Origin of the sequence: Sphingomonas sp. S-NIH.Pt15_0812 (genome assembly GCF_003951315.1) — a bacterium.
Classification (GTDB): domain Bacteria; phylum Pseudomonadota; class Alphaproteobacteria; order Sphingomonadales; family Sphingomonadaceae; genus Sphingomonas.
The window spans coordinates 116431-135724 of the sequence record NZ_QLJH01000008.1; the positions used below are offsets into that span (position 1 = coordinate 116431).

Below are 19294 nucleotides of genomic sequence, written 5' to 3' on the forward strand. Positions count from 1 at the left end.
GGGTGATGGACGGTCCGTCAAGCGCATCAGAAGCGTCCTTCGACAGAAAGTTGATAACCGCGTGGACCAGCGACGAATCCGGCGGCCTGCAAGCGGCCGATCGTCGTCGCGTCGCCGCCCTGCATCACCAGTTCCGCCCGGTAGCGGCCATCGCCGGTGATTCGCAGCGTCACGCCTTCCGTCCCCGCCGCGCCGGTCAGCGGCAGAACCAGCGCGCCCGCATCGCACCGCGCATCGCCGCTGACCGAGGGCGGCAGGCCGACGCCCGCCACATCGCCTGCCAGGGTCGCGGTCACCCGCCCCTGTGCCTCACTGCACTGGTCGTCGCGGAAGCGGATGGTGACATCGGCCAGGTCGAGGAACGCGACGGGCAGTGGCTGGAACAACGCCCCCGCACCGATCCGGGCAGTCGCGCGCTCCACGCCCATGCCATGCCGGCTGACATAGGCGCGCGCCGACAGCGGCGGCACACCGATCGCACCGTCGCGCTCCAGCGTCAGCACCGCGCGTCCGGTCAGCAGCCCGAGCGGCGACAGGCGCGCGTCGACATCGCCGATCGGCAACTGGCCGAGGCTGGCGTCGCGCAGCCGCGCATCCCAGATGCTGCCCTCGACCTCGCGCGCGACCAGCCCCTGCCGCCCTGCCCCGGCCCAGCCGAGCACCGCACGCATCGGCAGGAAGACGATCAGCGCCACCAGCATCATCGCCCCGAACAGCGCCGCCGGCCCGGTGGTCAGACGAATCCGCCTCATGCCGCCCGTCCCCGCAGCAACAGTCGGGCCGAGACGGTGCGATCGCCATTGTCGCTGAGCGTCGCGCCCTCGACCACGATCCCCGCCCGCTCCAGCCGCGCCAGCCAGGCGGTCAGCGCCGCACCCCGAGCCGAGGTGATCGAGACGCGCACCCCGTCGCCCTCCGGCTCCAGGCTGGCGAGCGGGAAGCCGGCCGTCTCCGCCTGGGCGCGGATCACGTCGGCCAGCGAGCCGGTGAGCGGCGGCACCTTGCGCGCCGCGCCCAGCGCATCGACCACGGCGCGCGTCTCGCCCATTCGGATCACCGCCGCCGCATGCCGCTCGCGCGCGCCGGCCATCACGTCCGACAGCGGCCGGATCACCAGCCCCCACAGGATCGTCACGATCGCCAGCGCGGCCATGACCAGCAACAGCCTCTGCTCGCGCTTGGAGCGGCCCTGGAACCAGTGTCGAAGCGCGTTCATCGGCCGCTCACCGTCAGTTCGCCGGTGATCCGGCCGTTGGCGGACTGGAAGACGCTGGCCTGCACCGCGAAGCCGGCGCGTTCCAGCGCGCGTTTCAGATCGGTGGCCAGCGCCTCGCGCTCGACCGCGACCGACAGGCGCAGATCGCCATTGGCGGTGAAATCCAGGCCCGTCACTTCGCTCCCCGGCACGCTGCGGATCGCGGCGAAGGCCGCCGCGGTGGTGGTGGTGAAGCCCAGGCCCGGCCCGATCACCCGGCCCGACCGCTCGGCCAGCTGCCGATCGGGATCGGTCACGGTCTCGCCGCGCGGCAGGGCGGTGGCGGCGAGCGCATCGGCCTGCGCCTCCAGCCGGTCGGCGGCGAAGCTGTACTTGGCGACGCGGACCAGCGAGATGGCGAAGCTGACCGCCAGGATCGCGGCACCCAGCGCCGCCAGCCGTCGCACCAGCCGCCAGTCGATCGCGAAGCCCCGCCGCCGGGCGAACACGCCCTGGCGCAGGTCGAGCGTGGGCGCGGCGGTCGCGTCGAACAAGGCGGCGTCCAGCACCTGTCGCTCGACCGTCGCGGGCGGCTCACCGCCGGTGACCAGCTCGGTCAGCCGCGCTTCGTCGGCGAAGCCGCTGGTCCGGCCGCGCACCACCGCCTGGCCCGCCAGTTCGGCGCGCACATAGCCTTCCTCCGGGCGGGGCAGCAGCATCGGGGCCGGCACAAGCGCGACCGGATCCACCCCGGCGGCGGCCAGCTGGTTGAGCCAGGCGCGCATCGTCTCCCTCGCAACGACGCCGATCGGGCGTTCGCCGCCGCCCTCGTCGCCCACCGCGACGTGCAACTCGCCGGGCGGGGCGGCGCTCGCCTCGGCCGCGAGCAGCCGCGCCGCCGCCACCGCCTGGGCGGGGGACCGGGCGGGCAGTTCGGCCCAGTGCAGCGTCACCGCCTCGGCCGGCGCGACCGCGACGATCGGGTCCGGCTCCACCGGCACGCCGTCGCCCCGTGCCATCAGCCCGGCATCGCCGAACCGCATCCAGCGGAAGCCGGTCTCGCCGCTGGGCAGGAATAACAAGGTCGTCACGTATCTTCCCCCCATTGTCGCGCGACCAGGCGTACCGGCAGCCTCGACGCGTCGATCAACGCTCGTTCCTGTAGTTGCGCGCCCGGGACCGTCACGTCCACCGTCATTCGAAACCAGGCCGTGGTCGCCGCCGTCTGCGCCGCCGCGTCGCTCGGCGTCGTCGCCCCCTTCCACAGATCGAGCGCGTTCGACCAGCCCTGGGGCGGGCGGCGCAGCAGCAAGGCGCGGACGGAGTCGACCGACTGGCTGCCGTCCGGCGCCAGCATGGCGAGCAGCGGCGCCTGTTCGGGCAGGATGGTGTTGACGTTCATCCGGCTCGGCTCCGCGACCGGCAGGGCGCAGACCCAGGGCCGGAGCCGGGCATAGACCTCCGGGGTCACGCCCGACACCGCGCGCAACTCGCTGACATCCGCCATCAGCGTGCCGGCGGTGCGATAGCCGGTCTGCTGGCCGGTGTAGAACGGGTCCTCCGCGCCGCCGGGCTGCTGGTCCTGGTCGCTGTCGATCCAGTCGGCGGTGCTCGCCGCGATCTGATCGGCGACCTGGCCCGAGATGCCGAGCAGCCGCATCAGCCGCGCGAACTGGATGCGCTGCAATCCGGCGGTCTGGTAGAGGCCCGGCGCGCCCGCCGACGTCGCCAGCCCGTTGAGGTTGAAGCAATTGCCGCCATCCACCACGCGCGCCACCGCCATCCCCCCGCCGGGCAGCGGCAGCGGAAAGGGCCGGTCGCTCCAATTGCCGAGCAGCGTCACCCGCCCCTCGCTCTTGGTCAGCAGATCGCCCAGGCGAACGGTCGCCATCGCCTCCGCCCCGACGGCATAGGCGCGCGCCTGGTCGGCGGCGGCGGCATTGGCGGCGAGGCGGGTGGACAGGCGCAGCTTCTCCAGCGCCGCGCCCGCCATGACCGCGATCACCGCCACCAGCATCAGCACGGTGAGCAACGCCGCGCCGCGTTCGCCGGCGCGCCTAGACGCCATTCTGCCCTCCCGGCGGCGCGAGCGGGGCCGGCTCTCCGCGCGGCATCGATGGCGGGGTGGTCGGGGCGCCCTCCGGCGTGCTGGCCTTGGGGCCGGGCACGCGGATGCCGCCCGGACCGAAGCCGGTGCCGACCAGCGCCATCATCCGCCAGCTCGTCCCGTCCGTGCGGGTCAGGCGCAGTTCCAGCGCCTGGGGCAGCGCGATACCCCCCGCCCCGTCCCAGCGATCGCTCCACGCGCCGGCATAGCGGTAGCGGACGACCAGGGCGCTGACCCGGTCCAGCATCGGCGTCTGCGCCAGTGGCTGTGCGCCGTCGACCTCCGGATAGCCGATGCGCACCAGCGTCTGCCCGGACAGGCGCCACAGCACCTTCTGCAGATTGGGCCGGGCGGTGGCGTCCAGGTTCGTCCAGCCGCCGCGCGTGAACAGCATCTCGCCCGGCTCGCCGACAAAGGCGGGACGCAGCCGCCCGGCCTCGTCGCGTGCGGCACGGGGGGTCGCCTGCGCCAGATCGGCGGTCAGCGCGGAGACAGTGCGGGCGATCGCCGCCTGATCGTCGAGCCGCGCACCCGTCGCCGCCTGTGCGCGGATGCTGAACGACAAGATCGCGACGCCGGCCGAGGCGATCATCGCGAAGATCAGCAGCGCGACCATCACCTCGACCAGCGTGAAGCCCTGTTCGGCGGACCGTCCGGCGGGGCGGCGATCCGTCATGTCGCCACCGCGACGGCGGCGGCGGGGCTCGGCGGGCGGATCATCGTCATGCGGCCGAGCACCTGGCCGCGGACATTCTGCACCACCACGTCGATCCGCACCACCTGCCGGTCGCCAAGCGGGGTGATCTGGCGAGTCCAGCGCCAGTTGCGGCCGCCATTGACCTCGCCGCCCTCGGTCCGGCCGGGTTCGGGCGGTTGCGCCTCGGTATAGGCGTCGAGCGCGACATTGTGCGCGACCATCTGCGCCACCAGCGTATCGTCGATCAGCCCGACGCCGCGCACGGTCGCGCCCTCCAGCCGGACGAGCGCCAGCGCGGCGAGGCTGAACACCGCCAGCGCGACCATGATCTCGATAAGGGTGAAGCCGCGCTCGGCGATCCGGTCATTGCGCATCGGCGCGCACCTCGCCGTCCGCGCCGATCCGGACCAGCGCGTCGTTGCCGTCGCGGGTCAGGCGGATATCGGCATTGCGGTCGGCGATGCCGGTAGGATCGAAGGTGACGCGCAGCCGCCCCTGCCCCTCCCCCAGCGACGCCCGCGTCCCCTCGGCCCAGCGCTCGACGCGCAGCGGCTTGTCCGCGACCGGCGTCCATGCCCCCGCGACGCGCCGGTCGAAGCCATAGCCGCCGCTCGTCACCCACAGGCTGATCGGCTGGGACTCGACGATCGCCAGGTTGCGCGCCGCCCTGGTCCGCCCGGCGAGCCGCAGCCCCTCGTCCAGCACGCGCCCGCGCGGATCGGGCATGACGAACGCCACCACCGCCGCCGACAGGCCGATGATGGTGATGACGATCATCAGTTCGACCAGCGTGAAGCCGTGTTCGGCGGAACGCCTCACAGGCGTGAAGCCGTGTTCGGCGGAACGCAGAGGTCCGAAGAGGAAAGCCGGCTTACTGCCAGCTGCCGATATCGGCATTGATCCCCTCGCCGCCTTCCTTGCCGTCGGCGCCATAGGTCCAGATGTCCGCCTCGCCATGCTGGCCGGGCGACGCATAGAGATAGGGTCGGCTCCACGGGTCTTGCGGCAGGCGCTTGATATAGCCGCCCTGCTGATAGCGCGACGCGTCGACGCCGGCCGGTGCGCTGGTCAGCGCCGCCAGTCCCTGCGTCGTCGTCGGATAGCTGCCCATCTGCAGGCGATAGAGTTCCAGGCCGTTCTCGACATTGGCGATATCGGCCTTGGCCTTCTGGATGCGCGCGGTGTCGCCCGAGGGCAGCACGTTGAGCGCGACGATGGTGGCCAGCAGGCCGATGATGACGATCACCACCATCAGCTCCACCAGCGTGAAGCCGTGTTCGGCGGAACGCCTCACGGGCGTGAAGCCGTTGCGCCGCTTGCGACGCGTCTTGTCCTCGATACGCATGAACATCCTCATTGCCCGGCCAATGTGTTGAGTTGCAGGATCGGCAGCAGGATCGATAGCACGATCGTGGCGACGATACCGCCCATGATGACGATGATCGCCGGTTCCAGCAGCGACAGGGCGGTAGCGGTGAAGCGGTCGAACTCGCGCTCCAGATAATCCGCCGCGCGCTCCAGCATCTCGTCCAGCCGCCCCGCCGCTTCGCCGCTCGCCGCCAGATAGGTGAGCAGGGGCGGGAACACGCCCGCGCGCCGCATTGCCGCCGACAGGCTGCCGCCGCCCCGGATCGCCTCGACGATATCGTCGGAGGCGACGCGCAGCCGGCGATTGTGGATGGTGCCGGCGGTCAGCGTCAGCCCCTCCAGCAGCGGCAGCCGGCTGGCGACCATCGTGCCCAGCGTGCGCGCCATCCGCGCCGCGTGCAGGTCGCGCAGCAACCGGCCGAGCAGCGGCAATCGCAAAAGCCAGCTGTCGAAGGCGAGCCGGATCGACGGCTCCTTGAGCGCCCGCCACCCAATCAGGCCGATGCCGACCACGACCAGCAGCATGATCCACCAGCCATTCACCAGCACGTCGGACAGGGTGATCACCATCCGCGTCAGCAGCGGCAGCTCCTGCCCGACCGTATCGAACTGCTCGACCACCTGCGGCACCACGAACATCATCAGCGCGGTGACGACGCCCAAGGCGACCAGCGCCAGAATCGCCGGATAGGCCAGGGCCGTGATCAGCTTGCCACGGATTTCCGCCTGTCGCTCCAGCAGGGCCGCCAGCCGGTCGAGGATCGTCGGCAGCGTGCCCGAACTCTCGCCCGCCGCGACCATCGCGCGGTAGAGCGGCGGAAAGCTCTTCGGCTCGCGCGCCATCGAGTCCGCCAGCCGCCGCCCCTCGACCACGCCGGCATGGACGGTGGCGACGATGCCACGCACGCTCTCCTGCTCGGTCTGGCGCGTGATGGTGCGCAGGCTCTCCTCCAGGGGCGACACGCGGTTCAGCGTCGCGAGCTGGCGGGTGAACAGCGTCAGCTGCTTGCCCGACATGCGCGCCCGGCCCAGTTGCAGGCCGAACAGCGGCCGCGCGCGGACCGCGGGCGGCGCGCCCGGCTCGATCCGCACGACATAGAGCTTCTGCCGGTCGAGCGTCTTGCGCGCCGCGTCGAGATCGGCGGCGGCGACATGGCCGCGCTTCTCCGCGCCGCGCGTATCGATCGCGACATAGTCGAAGTCAGCCATGCGCGGTCGTCATCATCGCGCCGCCTCGGCGGGAACGGCGTCCTCGATCGCGGGCGCGACATCAGTGACGTCGCGGCGCGAGACCCGGATCGCCTCTTCCGGCGTGGTCTGGCCGGCCAGCACCAGCGCCTGCGCCGCGCTCGCCAGATCGGACGACCGGCGGAAGGCGTGGTCGGCGATCGCCTGTTCGTCGCCGCCCTCGTTGATCAGGCGGCGGATCGTCTCGTCGACGCGCACCGCCTCGTAGACGCCGGTGCGGCCGCGATAGCCGGTATGGCCGCACTGGTCGCAGCCGACCGCCTGATAGACGATCGCGTCGCTGGCGATGCCCAGCATCGGCGCGACCGTCTCGCGCGCCGGCACCGGCCGGCGGCAGGCGGGACACAGCCGCCGCACCAGCCGCTGAGCGATCACCGCGCGCAGCGTCGAGGCGAGCAGGAACGGCTCCACCTTCATGTCGCGCATCCGCGTGATCGCGCCGACCGCGTCATTGGTATGGACGGTGGACAGCACCAGATGGCCGGTCAGCGACGCCTGCACGGCGATCTCCGCCGTTTCCCGGTCGCGGATTTCGCCGACCATCACCACGTCCGGGTCCTGGCGCAGGATGGCGCGCAGGCCGGCGGCGAAGGTCAGGCCGACCTTGGCGTTGACCTGGGTCTGGCCGACGCCCTCGACCGCATATTCGACCGGGTCCTCGACCGTCAGGATGTTGCGGCTGCCGTCGTTGAGCAGGCGCAGCGCCGCATAGAGGCTGGTGGTCTTGCCCGATCCGGTCGGGCCGGTGACCAGGATGATGCCGTTCGGCTCCGCCAGCGCGCCGCGCAACAGGCCCAGCATCGCCGGGGTCATGCCCAGCGCATCGAGATCGATACCGGCATTCTCCTTGTCCAGGATACGCAGCACCACCCGCTCGCCCGCCCGGCTCGGCAGCGTCGAGACGCGCACGTCGAGCAGCTTGCCGCCCAGCGTCAGGCCCATGCGCCCGTCCTGCGGCACGCGCCGCTCGGCGATGTCGAGACGCGCCATCACCTTGATGCGGCTGACGACGACGGGGGCGACATGCGGCGGCATCCGCATCGTCTCGCGGAGCACGCCGTCGATCCGCATCCGCACGACCAGCCCCGTCTCATAGGGCTCGACATGGATGTCGGACACGCCGTTGCGCGTCGCATCGGCGATGATGCCGTTGATCAGGCGGATCGCCGGCGCATCGTCGGCGGTGTCGAGCAGGTCCTCCGCGGTCGGCAGGTCGCCGGCCAGCGCGTCCAGCTCGTCGCCCATGCCGACCGCCGCCAGCGCCGTCGCCTGGCCCGTCATCGCATAACCGTCCGACAACAGCCGGTCGAACGCCGCCGGCTCGACGATCGCGACGTCGAACGCGCGGCCGAGATGACGCCGCACCTCGATCAGCGCCTTGGGGTCGGCCCCCTCGCGCAGGGCGATGGTCAAATGCGAGTCGACGTCGCTATGCTGCACCACCACGCCGAACTTGCGCGCGAAGGCATAGGGGATCGTGACCTGCGGCAGCGGGGCGATCGCCTCCGCCGGGGTCTCGACCGGCCGCGCGGTGTCGGCCGCGTCCAGCGGCGGCGGTTCCGCCATCGCCCCCATCGGCAGAGGGGCCGGATCGTCGCCGTCGCGGATCATCTCTTGCCCTTCGGCCGGATCGCCATCGACGGCTGGGTCTGCACCGGCACCGCGATGTTCGGGTCCTCGATATTGCCCGGCATCGGCGCGCGCGGGATCGGCGGTGCGGCGTTCATGTAATCGCGCACCAGCTGGTCGATCGACGGCTCGACGCCCGGCTGGGCATAGCCCTGGAGCGCGCGCAGATAGCCGTAGCGCTGTTCGGTGACGCGTCGGCTATCCTCGGCGGTGCGGAGGATGGTCGGGCGGATGAAGACCATCAGGTTGCTCTTGGTGCGACTGCGCGCGCGGCTCTTGAACAGGTTGCCGACGACCGGGATGTCGCCCAGCAGCGGGATCTTCTCGATCGTCCGCCGCTCGGCATCGTCGAGTAGGCCGCCGATCACGGTGATCTGCCCGTCGTCGGGCGTGAAGACATTCTCGAACGCGCGCTTGTTGAGGATCAGCTCGCTATTGTTGCTCGACACCGGCCCGGCGATCGAGCTGACCTCCAGCCGCACGAACAGCTTGAGCGAACCGCCGGCATTGACCTGCGGCTTCACGTCTAGCTGGATGCCGACATTCTGGCGCTGCACCGTGCGGAAGGTGTTGTTGAAGTCGTTGGACAGCGCCTGCCCGGTGGTGACCGGTATCTCCTGCCCGACCAGGCTGTGCGCCTGCTGGTTGTCGAGCGTGATGAGGTGCGGCACCTGGAGCAGGTTCGAGGTATTGTCGCTCTTCACCGCGTTGATGATCGCGCCGAAGATGGTGTCGCCGACCCGGCCGCCCCAGCCCGCGAAGCCGCCCGACGTGCCGAGCAGCGAGCTGATCGCCGATTGCGCCAACTGGTTGGAGATGGTGTTGTCGGTCGTCGTCGTCGTGTTGTTGCCGTTGATGACGGTGGTCTGCGTCGCCAGCGACCGCGCGCCGATCGCCCCGGCGATCTGGAGGATGTTGGGCGCGGAATTGCTGAAGGTGGAGGCCGCGAACGCCCCGCCCGACAGGTTGCCGAGCAGGAACTGCGCCCCCAGCCGGTTGACCGTGGCGTCGGACACCTCGGCGATGATCGCCTCGATCAGCACCTGTTCGCGCCGGGTGTCGAGCTGGCGCACCACCTCCGACAATTGCCGCTGGATATCGGCGGGCGCGGCGATGACGATCGCATTCGCCCCGGCGAAGCGGGTGACGACCGCCGCCGTCCGCCCCCCTTGCGTCGACACGGCGGCCTGCTGGCCGTTGGGCGTGGCATTGCCTCCTCCGCCGCCGCCCGCGCTCGGCTGGCTGGGCTGGATGATCTGCGGCGTGATCGTGCCGCTCGACGTCCCGGTCGTGCCGTTGGTGTTCTGGAACGAGCCACGCGACAGCGTCGTCTCCTGCACCGGATCGGGGGTCTGCCCGACCAGCCGCTGGAGCACGGGCAGCAACTGCTCGGCATCGGCATTCTCCAGGAAGACGACGCGGATTTCGGTGCCGCTCCGGGCCTTGCGATCGAGGTCGGCGGCGACGCTGGCGAGGCGCGACACGGTCGCCGGATCGCCCCGGATCACCACCGAGTTGCTGCTGTCGACCGACACGACCGACACGGTGCCGCTGCTGCCGCCCGCCGGCGCGCCGCCACCGCCGCCCTGCCCCGTGCCCTGGCTCGCCGCGCCGCTGCCGCCACCGGCCAGCGTCTGGAGCGCGGTCGCGATCTCGCGCGATCCGGCATTCTGGAGCGTGACGACGCGGGTCGCGGCATTGTCGGTGTCGATCCGGCGCAACACCTCGCGGATGCGGCGGATATTGTCGCCGAAATCGACCACGACCAGGCTGTTGCCGGCGCGGTTGGCGGTGACCGAACCCTGGGGGGAGACCAGCGGCCGCACCGTCTCCACGGCGCTTTGCGCGTCGACCGAGCGCAACCGCACGATCTCGGTCACGAAGCTGTTGCGTTGCGCCCCCGCCGAACCGACGCGGGTCGGCTGCGACGCGGCATTGTCGAGCGGCTGGATGCGGAAGCTGCCATTGCCGGTCGGCACCGCGACCAGGCCGTTGGCGCGCAGCGTCGACAGGAAGATCTCGAAATATTCGGAGCGCGACAGCGGCCGGTCGGTCACCACCGTCACCTTGCCGTTCACCCGGTTGTCGATGATGAAGGTGCGCCCGGTCACCCGCGCGGCGTCGGCGATGAAGGCGCGGATGTCGGCATCGCGCACGTTCAGCGTCGTCTGCGCGACGACGGGCGCGGCCGCCAAGGCGGTCAGCGGCAACGCGGTGAAGGCAAGGAAATGCGAAAGCTTCATTTGGAAGGGGCCGCTATCGTGATGGCGAGCGCCAGCGTCTGCTGGCCGCGCTCGACGGTGATGGGGACGTTGCCGCCCCCGGCATAATCGGTGGCGATCCGGTCGAGATCGCCCGGTCCGCTGACCGCGCGCCCGCCGATCGCGGTGACGACGTCGCCCTCGCGCAAGCCGGCCTGGCGGAACGCCGCGCCGCTGCCCTGCGGCCGGACGACCAGGCCGCTGATCCGGCCGCCGTCGATGCGCGGGATGAAGCCGATCTCCTGGCGAAGCTGGCCGACCGGCACGCCCGTGCCCGCGGGGGCAGGACCCCCGCCCAGCACCGGGATCGCGCCCGCCGCGCGTGATCCGATCTCCGGGCCGGCCGGAGCCGTGCCGGTCGGCGGCGGCGGCGGCGGCGCGTCGGACTGGTCGAGGAACAGGTCCTCCGCGGTGCCGCCGCGATCGAGCGTGATATGGTCGAAGGCGACGGCCTTCAGCGTGACGCCGGGCTGGATCTCCTCGCCGACCGCGACGCTCTTCTGCACGCCGTCCGCCCCCGCGACGATCGCCGAGCCGCGCCCCGTCGCCTCGTCCAGCCGGATGCCGAACAATGTCAGTTGCAGCGGCGTCACGGTGGCGGGGCCGGCCTGGGGCGCGTTGAGACGGAAGAAGGGGTCGAACTGGCTGAGGATCGCGGCCGGGGAGCCGGGGAATGTCACCCCCGCCGGACGCCAGTCGCCGACCGGGCCGACCGGCGTCGCCACGACCCAGACGAAGCGCGCGCACTGGACCGCCAGCGCCCCCATCAGCACCAGTTCGGCCAGTGAATAGACGTTGACGACGGGTATCCGCCGCAACCAGCGGCGTGCCCGCGCGTCGAGCTTCAATCGCATCCTGTTCCCATCCCGCCGGCCAGGGGCTTTAACCATGCCATGTTACGTCTCGGCGTCAAACATCGGAAACAAAAATCCGCTGGCGTCACCGACCCGATGTTCGGCAGAGAGCGATGCCATGACACCGCTTCCCTCCCTCGGCAATGGACTGGATGCCATTGCCGTCACCGACCGGATCCTTTCGCATGGCCAGGTGCAGAAGATTCCGGGCGGCAAGCTGACCCTGTTCGTCCGTCGCGCCTTCCTCTCGCCCGCGCTCTGCGCCGAGCTGGTCGCGCGGATCGACGCGGTGCGCCGTCCCTCGACGCTGGCCGACGGCAACGGCGACGCCGCCTATCGCACCAGCGAGACCGGCGACCTCGCCGCCGACGACCCCGTGGTCCGCGAGACGGAAGCGTGCATCGCCGCGCTGACCGGCCTGGACGGCGTCTATGGCGAACCCCTGCAAGGGCAGCGCTATGCCGTGGGGCAGGAGTTTAAGGGCCATACCGACTATTTCGAACCCGGCGGCCTCGACTTCGACCGCTATTGCGGCGTCGCGGGCAACCGCACCTGGACGGTGATGGTCTATCTCAACGCGCCCGAAGCGGGCGGCGCGACGCGGTTCAAGGCGATCGACAAGATCATCCAGCCGGAAACCGGCAAGCTGGTCTGCTGGAACAATCGGCGGCCCGACGGCACGCTCAACCCCGCCACGCTGCACCAGGGCATGAAGGTGCGCGGCGGCGTGAAATACGTCATCACCAAATGGTTTCGCGAACGCCCCTGGGGGTGACCGCGTCGCCGGGCCGCAGTGCGCGCCCTGCGGCCTGACGGAAGGGGACGGCGTCGACCGCCCCCCTCCCCCCGATCAGAAGGTCACGCTCGCGCCCAGCGTGAAGATGCGGCCCTGGCGATAGCGGTTGATGAAGACCGTGTTGCCGTTCTCGAAATCCTGCCGCTCCTGATAGCGGGTGCCGGTCAGGTTGCGCGCCTCGGCCTTGATCTCGAACTGGCCGCCGAACGCCTCCACGCCCTGGCGCGCGACCAGGTCGAGCCGGATGCCCGGCCGCTCGATGATGTCGGGCTGGAAGCCGGTGCCGCTCAGATAGCTGGGGCCGCGATTGGTGACGCGGTTGCTGGCATAGTTGAACAGCAACGTGATCGCCGACAGGCTGTCCGTGTCCTCGACGCCGAGCTGGAGGTTGACCAGGTGGTCCGACTGCCCGGTCAGCGGCGCGCCGTTGCGGAACTGGACATTGGCGGGCGCGAAGCCGGGGCCGCAGGGCGCGATCTGCACGCCCAGCACGCTCGGCACGCACTGTGCGTTCGCGGTGATCTTCGACTGGGTATAGGTATAGTTGGCGATGATCACCGCGCGCCGCGTCTCGAACAGCCCGCCCAAGGCGGTCAGCGGCACATATTTCTGCACCTCGGCCTCCGCGCCCCACAGCGTCGCCTTGGGCAGATAGGTGAAGCCGGTCTGGAGCCGCGCATCGGGCGTCGGGAAGAAGCCGACCTGCTCGATCGGATTGTCGATCCGCTTGTAGAAGCCCGACAGCGTCGCCCGCTGGTCACGCGCGAAGAACCACTCGTAGCGCGCCTCCAGATTGTAGAGCTTCGAGTCCTTCAGGAACGGGTTGCCGAAGAACAGCCGGTCGGATTCGAAATCGCGGAACGCCTGGGGGGCCAGTTCGCGGAACTGCGGACGGGCAATCGTCTTCGAGGCGCTGGCGCGCAGCTGCATGTCGCTGGCGAAGTTCCAGGTCAGCGTCGCCGCCGGCAGGAAATAATCGTTGTTCAGCCGCGTGCCGGTGGCGTTGATCGGGTCGACCCGTTCCTTCGCCGTCTCGTAGCGCAGGCCGATCGTCGCGCGCAGGCCGTCCGTCGCCTCCGCCTCGATCTGGGCATAGCCGGCATGGATCAACAGGCTGGCGTCATAGGCATAGGAACCGTTCTGCCCGGCGTCGAAGCGCAACTGCACCGCGTTCTGCGCCGGATTGGCGGCGACCGGACAGCCGTTCAGCACGTCCGGCGACAGAAGGAAGTCGGGGCGGAACAGGTTGCACGGGAACGGGATCGCGCCGCCCGTCGTGGTCTGGAACACGAAGGGCAGGCGGGTCGAGCTGCGGTCGTTCTTCTGGAAATAATAGCCCGCCGACAGCGTCATCGGACGCTCCAGATTGGGCCGCCACGACGCGTCGGCCTGCGCCGTGTAGAGATTCTCGTTCAGCCGGCTGAACACCACGGTCGCGAACCGGTCGAAGGCGTTGGTCGCCTGATAGGCGCCGGGGCACTGGATGCCCTCCGCCGCATTCGCCTCGGCGACGGTGACGTTGAGCGAGGTGTTGCAGAGATAGATGAACTGCCGCTCATAGGGCGCCAGCCGCTTGGAATTGGCATAGGCGCCGCGCACGTCGAGCTGCACCCGGTCGAACGGCTTGAACTCGCCGACCAGCTGCGATTCGATCAGCTGACGTTCGAACCAGTTGGTGTTCTGCTGGAAGATCGGCGCGCCGCTGCTGTTGTTGTAGACGGTCGCGGCCGAGCCGCGCGCCTGCTTCAGCGTGTCGTGGATATAGATGTTGGTCAGGCGGACGGTGTTCTTGCCGAACTCGTAGCCGAGCCCGAGCAGCGCGTTCACCACCGCGCGATTGTCAGTGATCAGCGTCGAGAAATCGTTGCGCAGCGCGCCGGTCGCCGAAATCGTGTCCTGCTGCGTCGCGTCGCGGGTGCGCCAGGTATTGCTGATGCTGGCCGAGCCGATCACGCCCAGCCGGTCGCTGCCGACATCCTTGACGATGCCGAAGCTGACCTCGCCCGATCCGTTGGCGGGCAACTGGTTGTTGCGCTGGAGCAAGGTGGTGCGCGCGTTGGAGAGCTGCGCGACCTGCTCGGTCGGGATGATGCCGTTGCCGCCCGGCGCATCGGTGATGAACTGGGGCACGCGGCGTTCGCCCGAGTCGAAGCCGATCCAGTCGTGCTTGCCGCCCTTGTAGGTATAGCCCAGCTCGCTGGTCGTCACCGTGTCGGCGGAGATGGTGCCGCCCATCGAGACGAAGCTCTTGTCGGGGATCGCCTTGGTCGTCAGGTTGATGACGCCGCCGCCGAACTCGCCGGGATAATTGACGGAATAGGTCTTCTGGACCAGCGCCGAGCCGACGATCGTGGTCGGAAAGATGTCGAGCGGCACCGAGCGGCGCAGCGGCTCGGGACTGGGCAGCGGCGAGCCGTTGAGCAGTGCCGAGGAATAGCGGTCGCCCAGACCACGGACATAGACGAAGCCGTTGCCGACCACCGACAGGCCGGTGACGCGGGTCAGCGCGCCCGCGATATCACCCTCGCCCGTCCGCGCGATATCGGCGGCGGACAGGACCGAGATGACCTGCGGCGTCGCGCGGATCGTGTTGGGGATGTTGCGGCCGACGACGACGATGTCCTCGGCGGCGGCGGGATCATAGCCGGGCGTCGAGACCTCGACCGCCGGTTCCTGCTGGTCGGCCCCCTGCTGGTCGGCGGCCGTGCCGGGCTGGGCCAGCGCCCGGTCCTGCGCGGTATTGGCGGGGGCGTCGACCTCGGTGCCGGTGGTGCTGGCCGGCGGGGAGGACTGGCCCGCCGGGCTGCCGCCCGCGACCTGGGCGAGCGCCGCCGGGGCGACGAAATGCGAGGTGAGAAGAAGAAGCGAAGCGAAGGCGGGGCGCTGCAGCATGACCGATGTCCGGATCAGGGGGGAAATGGACGATGCCGGGGCGGTGGAGGCCACCCCGGCATCGCGTCGCTCAAGGGGCGATGCGCCTCAGCGGCCCTGGCACTGGAAATAGACCGAGTTGAAGGTCGGCGGCCCCGCATCCTGCAGCGCCGCATTGGCGGCGCGGACGGTGGTGCGGCCGCCATTGTCTTCGCCCGCCACCATGTTGACGCAAGCGACGCCCTGCGGCGTCTTCACGATGCCGTTGACGAAGGCCATGTCGGCGCCGCCGCGCAGGCGGATCGCCGCCGGGGCGGTCGCGGTCTGGATGAAGGTGAAGTTGGCGTAGCGCGCGAAGGTGCGCGGCAGCAGGTCCTCGGCCCCGTTGGAGTCGATCTCGGTCGAGAAGCTGTCGGCGGTCGCGCCCAGCGGCTTCTGCGCAGTGATCATGAACTGGATGAAGCCGCGATAGCCATTGTCGATGTCGAAGCCGTCATCGTCGGCGCCGGTCATCACCATATACTTCATGTTGGCGGTGCCGCCGAAGATCTCGACGCCGTCATCGGCCGAATTGTGGCTCTGGATATGGTCCAGCGTCGTGCCCGACCCGACGCCGCCCAGCGTCAGGCCCTGCAACTCGTTGCCCTCGCTGATCGCGATGCCGGTGTAGCGGATCTGCACATATTGCATCGTGCCGCTGCTGTCGGCCTGGTTGGTGCCGCCGTAGAAGCGGTTGGTCACACCCTCGATCGGGTTCTGGCAGGTGGCGCTGGTGCCGTCGGCATTGTTCGGGCCGGTGCCGGCGGCGCAGACGGCGGTCGGCGCGCGGCCGAGCAGGACAATGCCGCCCCACAGGCCCTGCGTCGCGTCCGACACGCCGTTCGAGGCCAGGTTCTGCTGCGCGGTGAAGACGATCGGGGCGGAGGCGGTGCCGACCGCGTTGATCTTCGACCCGCGATTGACCAGCAGCAGGTCGTTGGTGCTCTCGCTCGAGTCCGCCGCCAGCACGACGCCCGCCGCGATGCTCAGCGTCGCCGTCGCGCCGGTCGCGACGTTGCCGACCTCGGTCTGGCCGCGGAAGCGATAGACGACGCCGGCGACCTTGGGCAGCGACAGGTCGGTATCGATGATCTGGGGCAGGCGGCAATAGCGGAAGGTCGGGCTGCTCGACGAGTTGGTGCCGTCGTCGATCGTCCCGATCGGGCAGGAACCCGCGACCGGCGAGCCGATGCTGGGCACGGCGGTGCAGGACGCGCTGCCGCTGCCGAAATTGGCGGCGGTGGAGTTGCAGGTCCAGCCGACGAAATTATTGTCGTTGGGACCGCTGGTCGCGCCGATGAAGTTGGCGGGCGTGAAGAAGCTGCCCAGGCGGGTCGGATCGGCGGCGGCCACCGGCGTAGCGTTGGTCGGATAGACGCCGTTCAGGATGTTGGTGCCGTTGACATTGTTGTTGGCGCCGGCATCGACCAGATCGAGCTGCTCCTGAGACGTGACGGTGATGCCGTTGACCGTCGTCTGCGCAGCGAACTGCGACGCGGTCAGCGCGGTCGGGGTCGGCGTACCGGTCGGCGTCGGGGTCGGCGCGGGCGTCGCGGGATTGATGATGGTGATCGCGCCGGCGCCCGGCGACGCCACGCTGTCCGCCCCGCCGCACGATGCGAGCAGGACACAGGCCGAACCCGCCATCAGCAGGCGGGAATAGCGCGAAAAGCTTGCCATCTCGAAGAACTCCGTCGATCGTTGTCTTTGTGTCGGTGCCTGGGCGGCGCCGCGATCGACGCGGGTCCCCCTGCCGATCTCACCTTTGCGGTTAGGCGGCTTCGATGACGGGAAAATGCGATTCCAGTGACGGTATCGTGACGATGCCATGACGGATCGATGACAGGCGTTTTTGCAACTCCGTCATCATGACATGTTGTAACATCGTCATTTCCGCGGCTATAGGCGCCGGACTTTCCGGGGGATTGACCATCTTGACCATGTTCCGCCACCGTGCCGCCGCACGGATCGCCGCCCTGTGCCTGCCGCTGCCGATGTTCGGCATCGCCGGCCCCGCCGCCGCGCAGGTCGCAACCTCGACCGACGACACCGCCAGCCGGACGGAGGACGATCATGGCGACATCGTCGTGCTCGGCACCGCATCGCGCCGCGACACGACGCTCGGCTCCGACCTGCTCACCCGCCGCATGTCGCAGTCCAGCCGCTCGCTGGAGCGCGACATGCTCGTCGCCAACGGCACCTATCGCCTGTCGGACGCGCTGGAGCTGTTCAGCGGCATCAGCCAGCAGAACAACCGCGGCGGCTTCCTCGACAATTTCGCGATCCGCGGCTTTTTGGGCACGCCCGATGGCGGCGCGGAATATTATGTCGACGGCTTCCTGGCCAATCGCGGCCTTGCCCCGCCCCGCGACCCGGCGACGGTCGAGCGCATCGAAGTGCTGAAGGGACCGGCCGGCGCGGTGTTCGGCGACATCGATCCGGCCGGCCGCGTCAACATCGTGTCGAAGACGCCGCGCTTCACCCCGGCGGTCGATGCGACGTTGCTCTACGGCTCGTTCGACACCCGGCGGGGCGAGCTGGATGTGACCGGCCCGCTGTCGCGGACGGTCGCCGGTCGCATCGTCGTCGCGGCCGAGGATACGGACGGCTATCGCGATTTCGTCGGCCTGTCGCGCCGCACCGTCTCCCCCTCCCTCACCTGGCAGCCGGGCGCGCGCACCAGCCTCACCGCGCTGGCCGAATATACGAGCTTCGCCTCCGCCTTCGACCGGGGCGTGCCGGCGATCGGTGGCGATGCGCTGGCGGTGCCGCGCAACCGCTTCGTCGGCGAACCGGCCGATGGCCGGCACCAGGCGCGCAATACCCGGCTGCAACTGACCGGCCGTCACGACCTGGGTGGCGAGTGGTCGATCAATGGCGGTGTCGCCTGGCGCTTTTCCACCTTGCGCGGCTTCTCCAGCGACCAGTCGTCGCTGCGCCCCGACAATCGCACCCTGTGGCGGCAGCGTCGCCAGCGCGGCTATGAGGCGACCGACCTGTCGACGCGGCTGGAGCTGGCGGGCCGGTTCGAGGCGGCGGGCGTCCACCACCCCAGCCTGGGCATCAAGGGCTATACGCTGGACTATCTGGAGCGGCTGCCCCGTTTCCGACCGAGCGCGACGCGCCCCTATGCGATCGACGTGTTCGCGCCCGCCTATGGCCAGCCCCTCCCCGCCGTCCTCCCCAATATCGACCAGCGCGAGAAACGGGTGGTCGGCAGCCTCTATCTCCAGGATATGTGGGACGTGACCGACCGGCTGACGCTGACCGGCGGCGTGCGCTACGACGCCTATCGCCAGCGGCTGCGCCGGAACCTGACCGGGCTGACCACCCAGGCGACGGGAGAGCCGGTCAAGTTCCGGTTCGGCGCGCGCTATCGCCTGACCGACACGATCGCGGTCCATGGCAATTGGGGCGAGTCCTTCCTGCTCAATTCCGGCAGCGGCCGCCCGACCGCGCAGAACCCGCAGGGCGATGCCTTCGGGCCGGAAACCGCAGTCGGCTGGGAAATGGGCATCGCCGGGCGCTGGACCGGGATCGATGCCGCCATGACCGTCTTCGACATCCGGAAGCGCGGCATCCTGACCAACGATCCGGTCGATCCCGGCTATAACGCACCGGTCGGCAAGCTGACGAGCCGGGGCGTCGAACTGGATGCTTCGGTCCGGCTGATCAAGCATTGGCAGATCGTCGGCAACTATGCCTATATCGACGCGCGCGCCGACGATAAGACCTTCGCGACGCCCGATGTGCTGAACGTCGCCGGACATTCGGGCACGCTGCTGGCGGTGGGTCGCTATCCGACCGGCTGGGGCACCGACTGGTCGCTCAGCGGCGGCGTCGCCTATGTGGGGGACCGGGCCGGCGCGATCGACACCAGCGGCCTTCGCCTGCCCGCCTATACCAAGGTGAAGATGGCGGGCGAGATCGGGGTCACCCCCGCCCTGACCGTCCGGCTGGAGGCGGACAATCTGTTCGACGTCCATTACGCGATGAGCTCGTACAGCCCGCTCTGGATCTATCCGGGGGCTCCCCGCACCGTCCGCCTGTCTGCCCGCGTCGCCTGGTAGGGCGTCGATCCCGATAAGTCCCGACATCGCGCCGCCGCCCGGAACCAGGGCGGCGGTTCGACCTGCGTGCCTGATGCAAATCGGCAACAGGTCTGCGCGCAATTTCGTAAGCCATTGCCTTCGCTGACTTCGTTTATTGCGTTCCTCCATGCCTGGTTT

The 19294-nt window shown here is 69.9% G+C and carries 17 protein-coding genes; 2 read left to right on the plus strand and 15 right to left on the minus strand.

Annotation, left to right across the window (positions count from 1 at the left end):
• Positions 1 to 26 precede the first annotated feature (26 nt).
• Genes gspN through BRX43_RS07645 form a run of 12 tightly spaced genes read right to left on the minus strand, consistent with a single transcriptional unit; the run spans position 27 to position 11359 of the window.
• Entirely contained in the window at positions 27 to 752 is a 726-nt protein-coding gene (gene gspN, locus BRX43_RS07590) for a type II secretion system protein N (protein ID WP_125994250.1), read from the minus strand.
• Positions 749 to 1216: a type II secretion system protein GspM gene (gene gspM, locus BRX43_RS07595; protein ID WP_125994251.1), complete on the minus strand. Its 468-nt coding sequence runs from the start codon at positions 1214 to 1216 to the stop codon at positions 749 to 751. Before gspM ends, gspN begins: the two co-directional genes overlap by 4 nt.
• Entirely contained in the window at positions 1213 to 2286 is a 1074-nt protein-coding gene (gspL, locus tag BRX43_RS07600) for a type II secretion system protein GspL (protein ID WP_125994252.1), read from the minus strand. Before gspL ends, gspM begins: the two co-directional genes overlap by 4 nt.
• Complete coding sequence (gspK, locus tag BRX43_RS07605) at positions 2283 to 3263, minus strand: type II secretion system minor pseudopilin GspK (protein WP_125994253.1); 981 nt, start codon at positions 3261 to 3263, stop codon at positions 2283 to 2285. Before gspK ends, gspL begins: the two co-directional genes overlap by 4 nt.
• Positions 3253 to 3978, minus strand: a complete 726-nt coding sequence (gspJ, locus tag BRX43_RS07610; protein WP_125994254.1) for a type II secretion system minor pseudopilin GspJ — start codon at positions 3976 to 3978, stop codon at positions 3253 to 3255. The genes gspK and gspJ overlap by 11 nt, the downstream gene beginning before the upstream one ends.
• The gene (gspI, locus tag BRX43_RS07615; protein WP_125994255.1) at positions 3975 to 4373 is read right to left on the minus strand and encodes a type II secretion system minor pseudopilin GspI; all 399 of its coding nucleotides are present in this window, start codon (positions 4371 to 4373) and stop codon (positions 3975 to 3977) included. The genes gspJ and gspI overlap by 4 nt, the downstream gene beginning before the upstream one ends.
• A complete protein-coding gene (locus tag BRX43_RS07620; protein WP_241214840.1) occupies positions 4363 to 4818 on the minus strand; it encodes a GspH/FimT family pseudopilin in 456 nt (151 codons plus the stop codon). The genes gspI and BRX43_RS07620 overlap by 11 nt, the downstream gene beginning before the upstream one ends.
• A 52-nt stretch (positions 4819 to 4870) precedes the next feature.
• Entirely contained in the window at positions 4871 to 5344 is a 474-nt protein-coding gene (gspG, locus tag BRX43_RS07625) for a type II secretion system major pseudopilin GspG (RefSeq protein WP_125994257.1), read from the minus strand.
• An 8-nt stretch (positions 5345 to 5352) separates the two neighbouring features.
• Positions 5353 to 6576, minus strand: a complete 1224-nt coding sequence (gene gspF, locus BRX43_RS07630) for a type II secretion system inner membrane protein GspF (RefSeq protein WP_125994258.1) — start codon at positions 6574 to 6576, stop codon at positions 5353 to 5355.
• A 12-nt stretch (positions 6577 to 6588) separates the two neighbouring features.
• Positions 6589 to 8226 carry a type II secretion system ATPase GspE gene (gene gspE, locus BRX43_RS07635; RefSeq protein WP_241214841.1) on the minus strand — a complete coding sequence of 546 codons (1638 nt, stop codon included), beginning with the start codon at positions 8224 to 8226 and terminating at the stop codon, positions 6589 to 6591.
• Positions 8223 to 10487: a type II secretion system secretin GspD gene (gspD, locus tag BRX43_RS07640; RefSeq protein WP_125994259.1), complete on the minus strand. Its 2265-nt coding sequence runs from the start codon at positions 10485 to 10487 to the stop codon at positions 8223 to 8225. Before gspD ends, gspE begins: the two co-directional genes overlap by 4 nt.
• On the minus strand, positions 10484 to 11359 hold the full coding sequence (locus BRX43_RS07645) for a type II secretion system protein N (RefSeq protein ID WP_125994260.1): 876 nt from the start codon (positions 11357 to 11359) through the stop codon (positions 10484 to 10486). Before BRX43_RS07645 ends, gspD begins: the two co-directional genes overlap by 4 nt.
• Before the next feature lie 118 nt (positions 11360 to 11477).
• On the opposite strand from BRX43_RS07645, the gene BRX43_RS07650 reads away from it, so the two are divergent.
• On the plus strand, positions 11478 to 12134 hold the full coding sequence (locus tag BRX43_RS07650; RefSeq protein ID WP_125994261.1) for a 2OG-Fe(II) oxygenase: 657 nt from the start codon (positions 11478 to 11480) through the stop codon (positions 12132 to 12134).
• Between the two features lie 75 nt (positions 12135 to 12209).
• On the opposite strand, the gene BRX43_RS07655 is transcribed toward BRX43_RS07650, so the two are convergent.
• The 3 genes from BRX43_RS07655 to BRX43_RS20255 form a co-directional block, all read right to left on the minus strand.
• Entirely contained in the window at positions 12210 to 15047 is a 2838-nt protein-coding gene (locus BRX43_RS07655; protein WP_206433142.1) for a TonB-dependent receptor, read from the minus strand.
• Between the two features lie 87 nt (positions 15048 to 15134).
• Complete coding sequence (locus tag BRX43_RS07660; RefSeq protein WP_125994262.1) at positions 15135 to 16745, minus strand: hypothetical protein; 1611 nt, start codon at positions 16743 to 16745, stop codon at positions 15135 to 15137.
• Between the two features lie 91 nt (positions 16746 to 16836).
• On the minus strand, positions 16837 to 17007 hold the full coding sequence (locus BRX43_RS20255; RefSeq protein ID WP_164523557.1) for a hypothetical protein: 171 nt from the start codon (positions 17005 to 17007) through the stop codon (positions 16837 to 16839).
• Between BRX43_RS20255 and BRX43_RS07665 the strand changes: the two genes are divergently transcribed.
• Positions 17006 to 19135: a TonB-dependent siderophore receptor gene (locus tag BRX43_RS07665; protein ID WP_125994263.1), complete on the plus strand. Its 2130-nt coding sequence runs from the start codon at positions 17006 to 17008 to the stop codon at positions 19133 to 19135. The two genes, BRX43_RS20255 and BRX43_RS07665, sit on opposite strands and share 2 nt — an antisense overlap.
• The last annotated feature ends 159 nt before the right edge of the window (positions 19136 to 19294 follow it).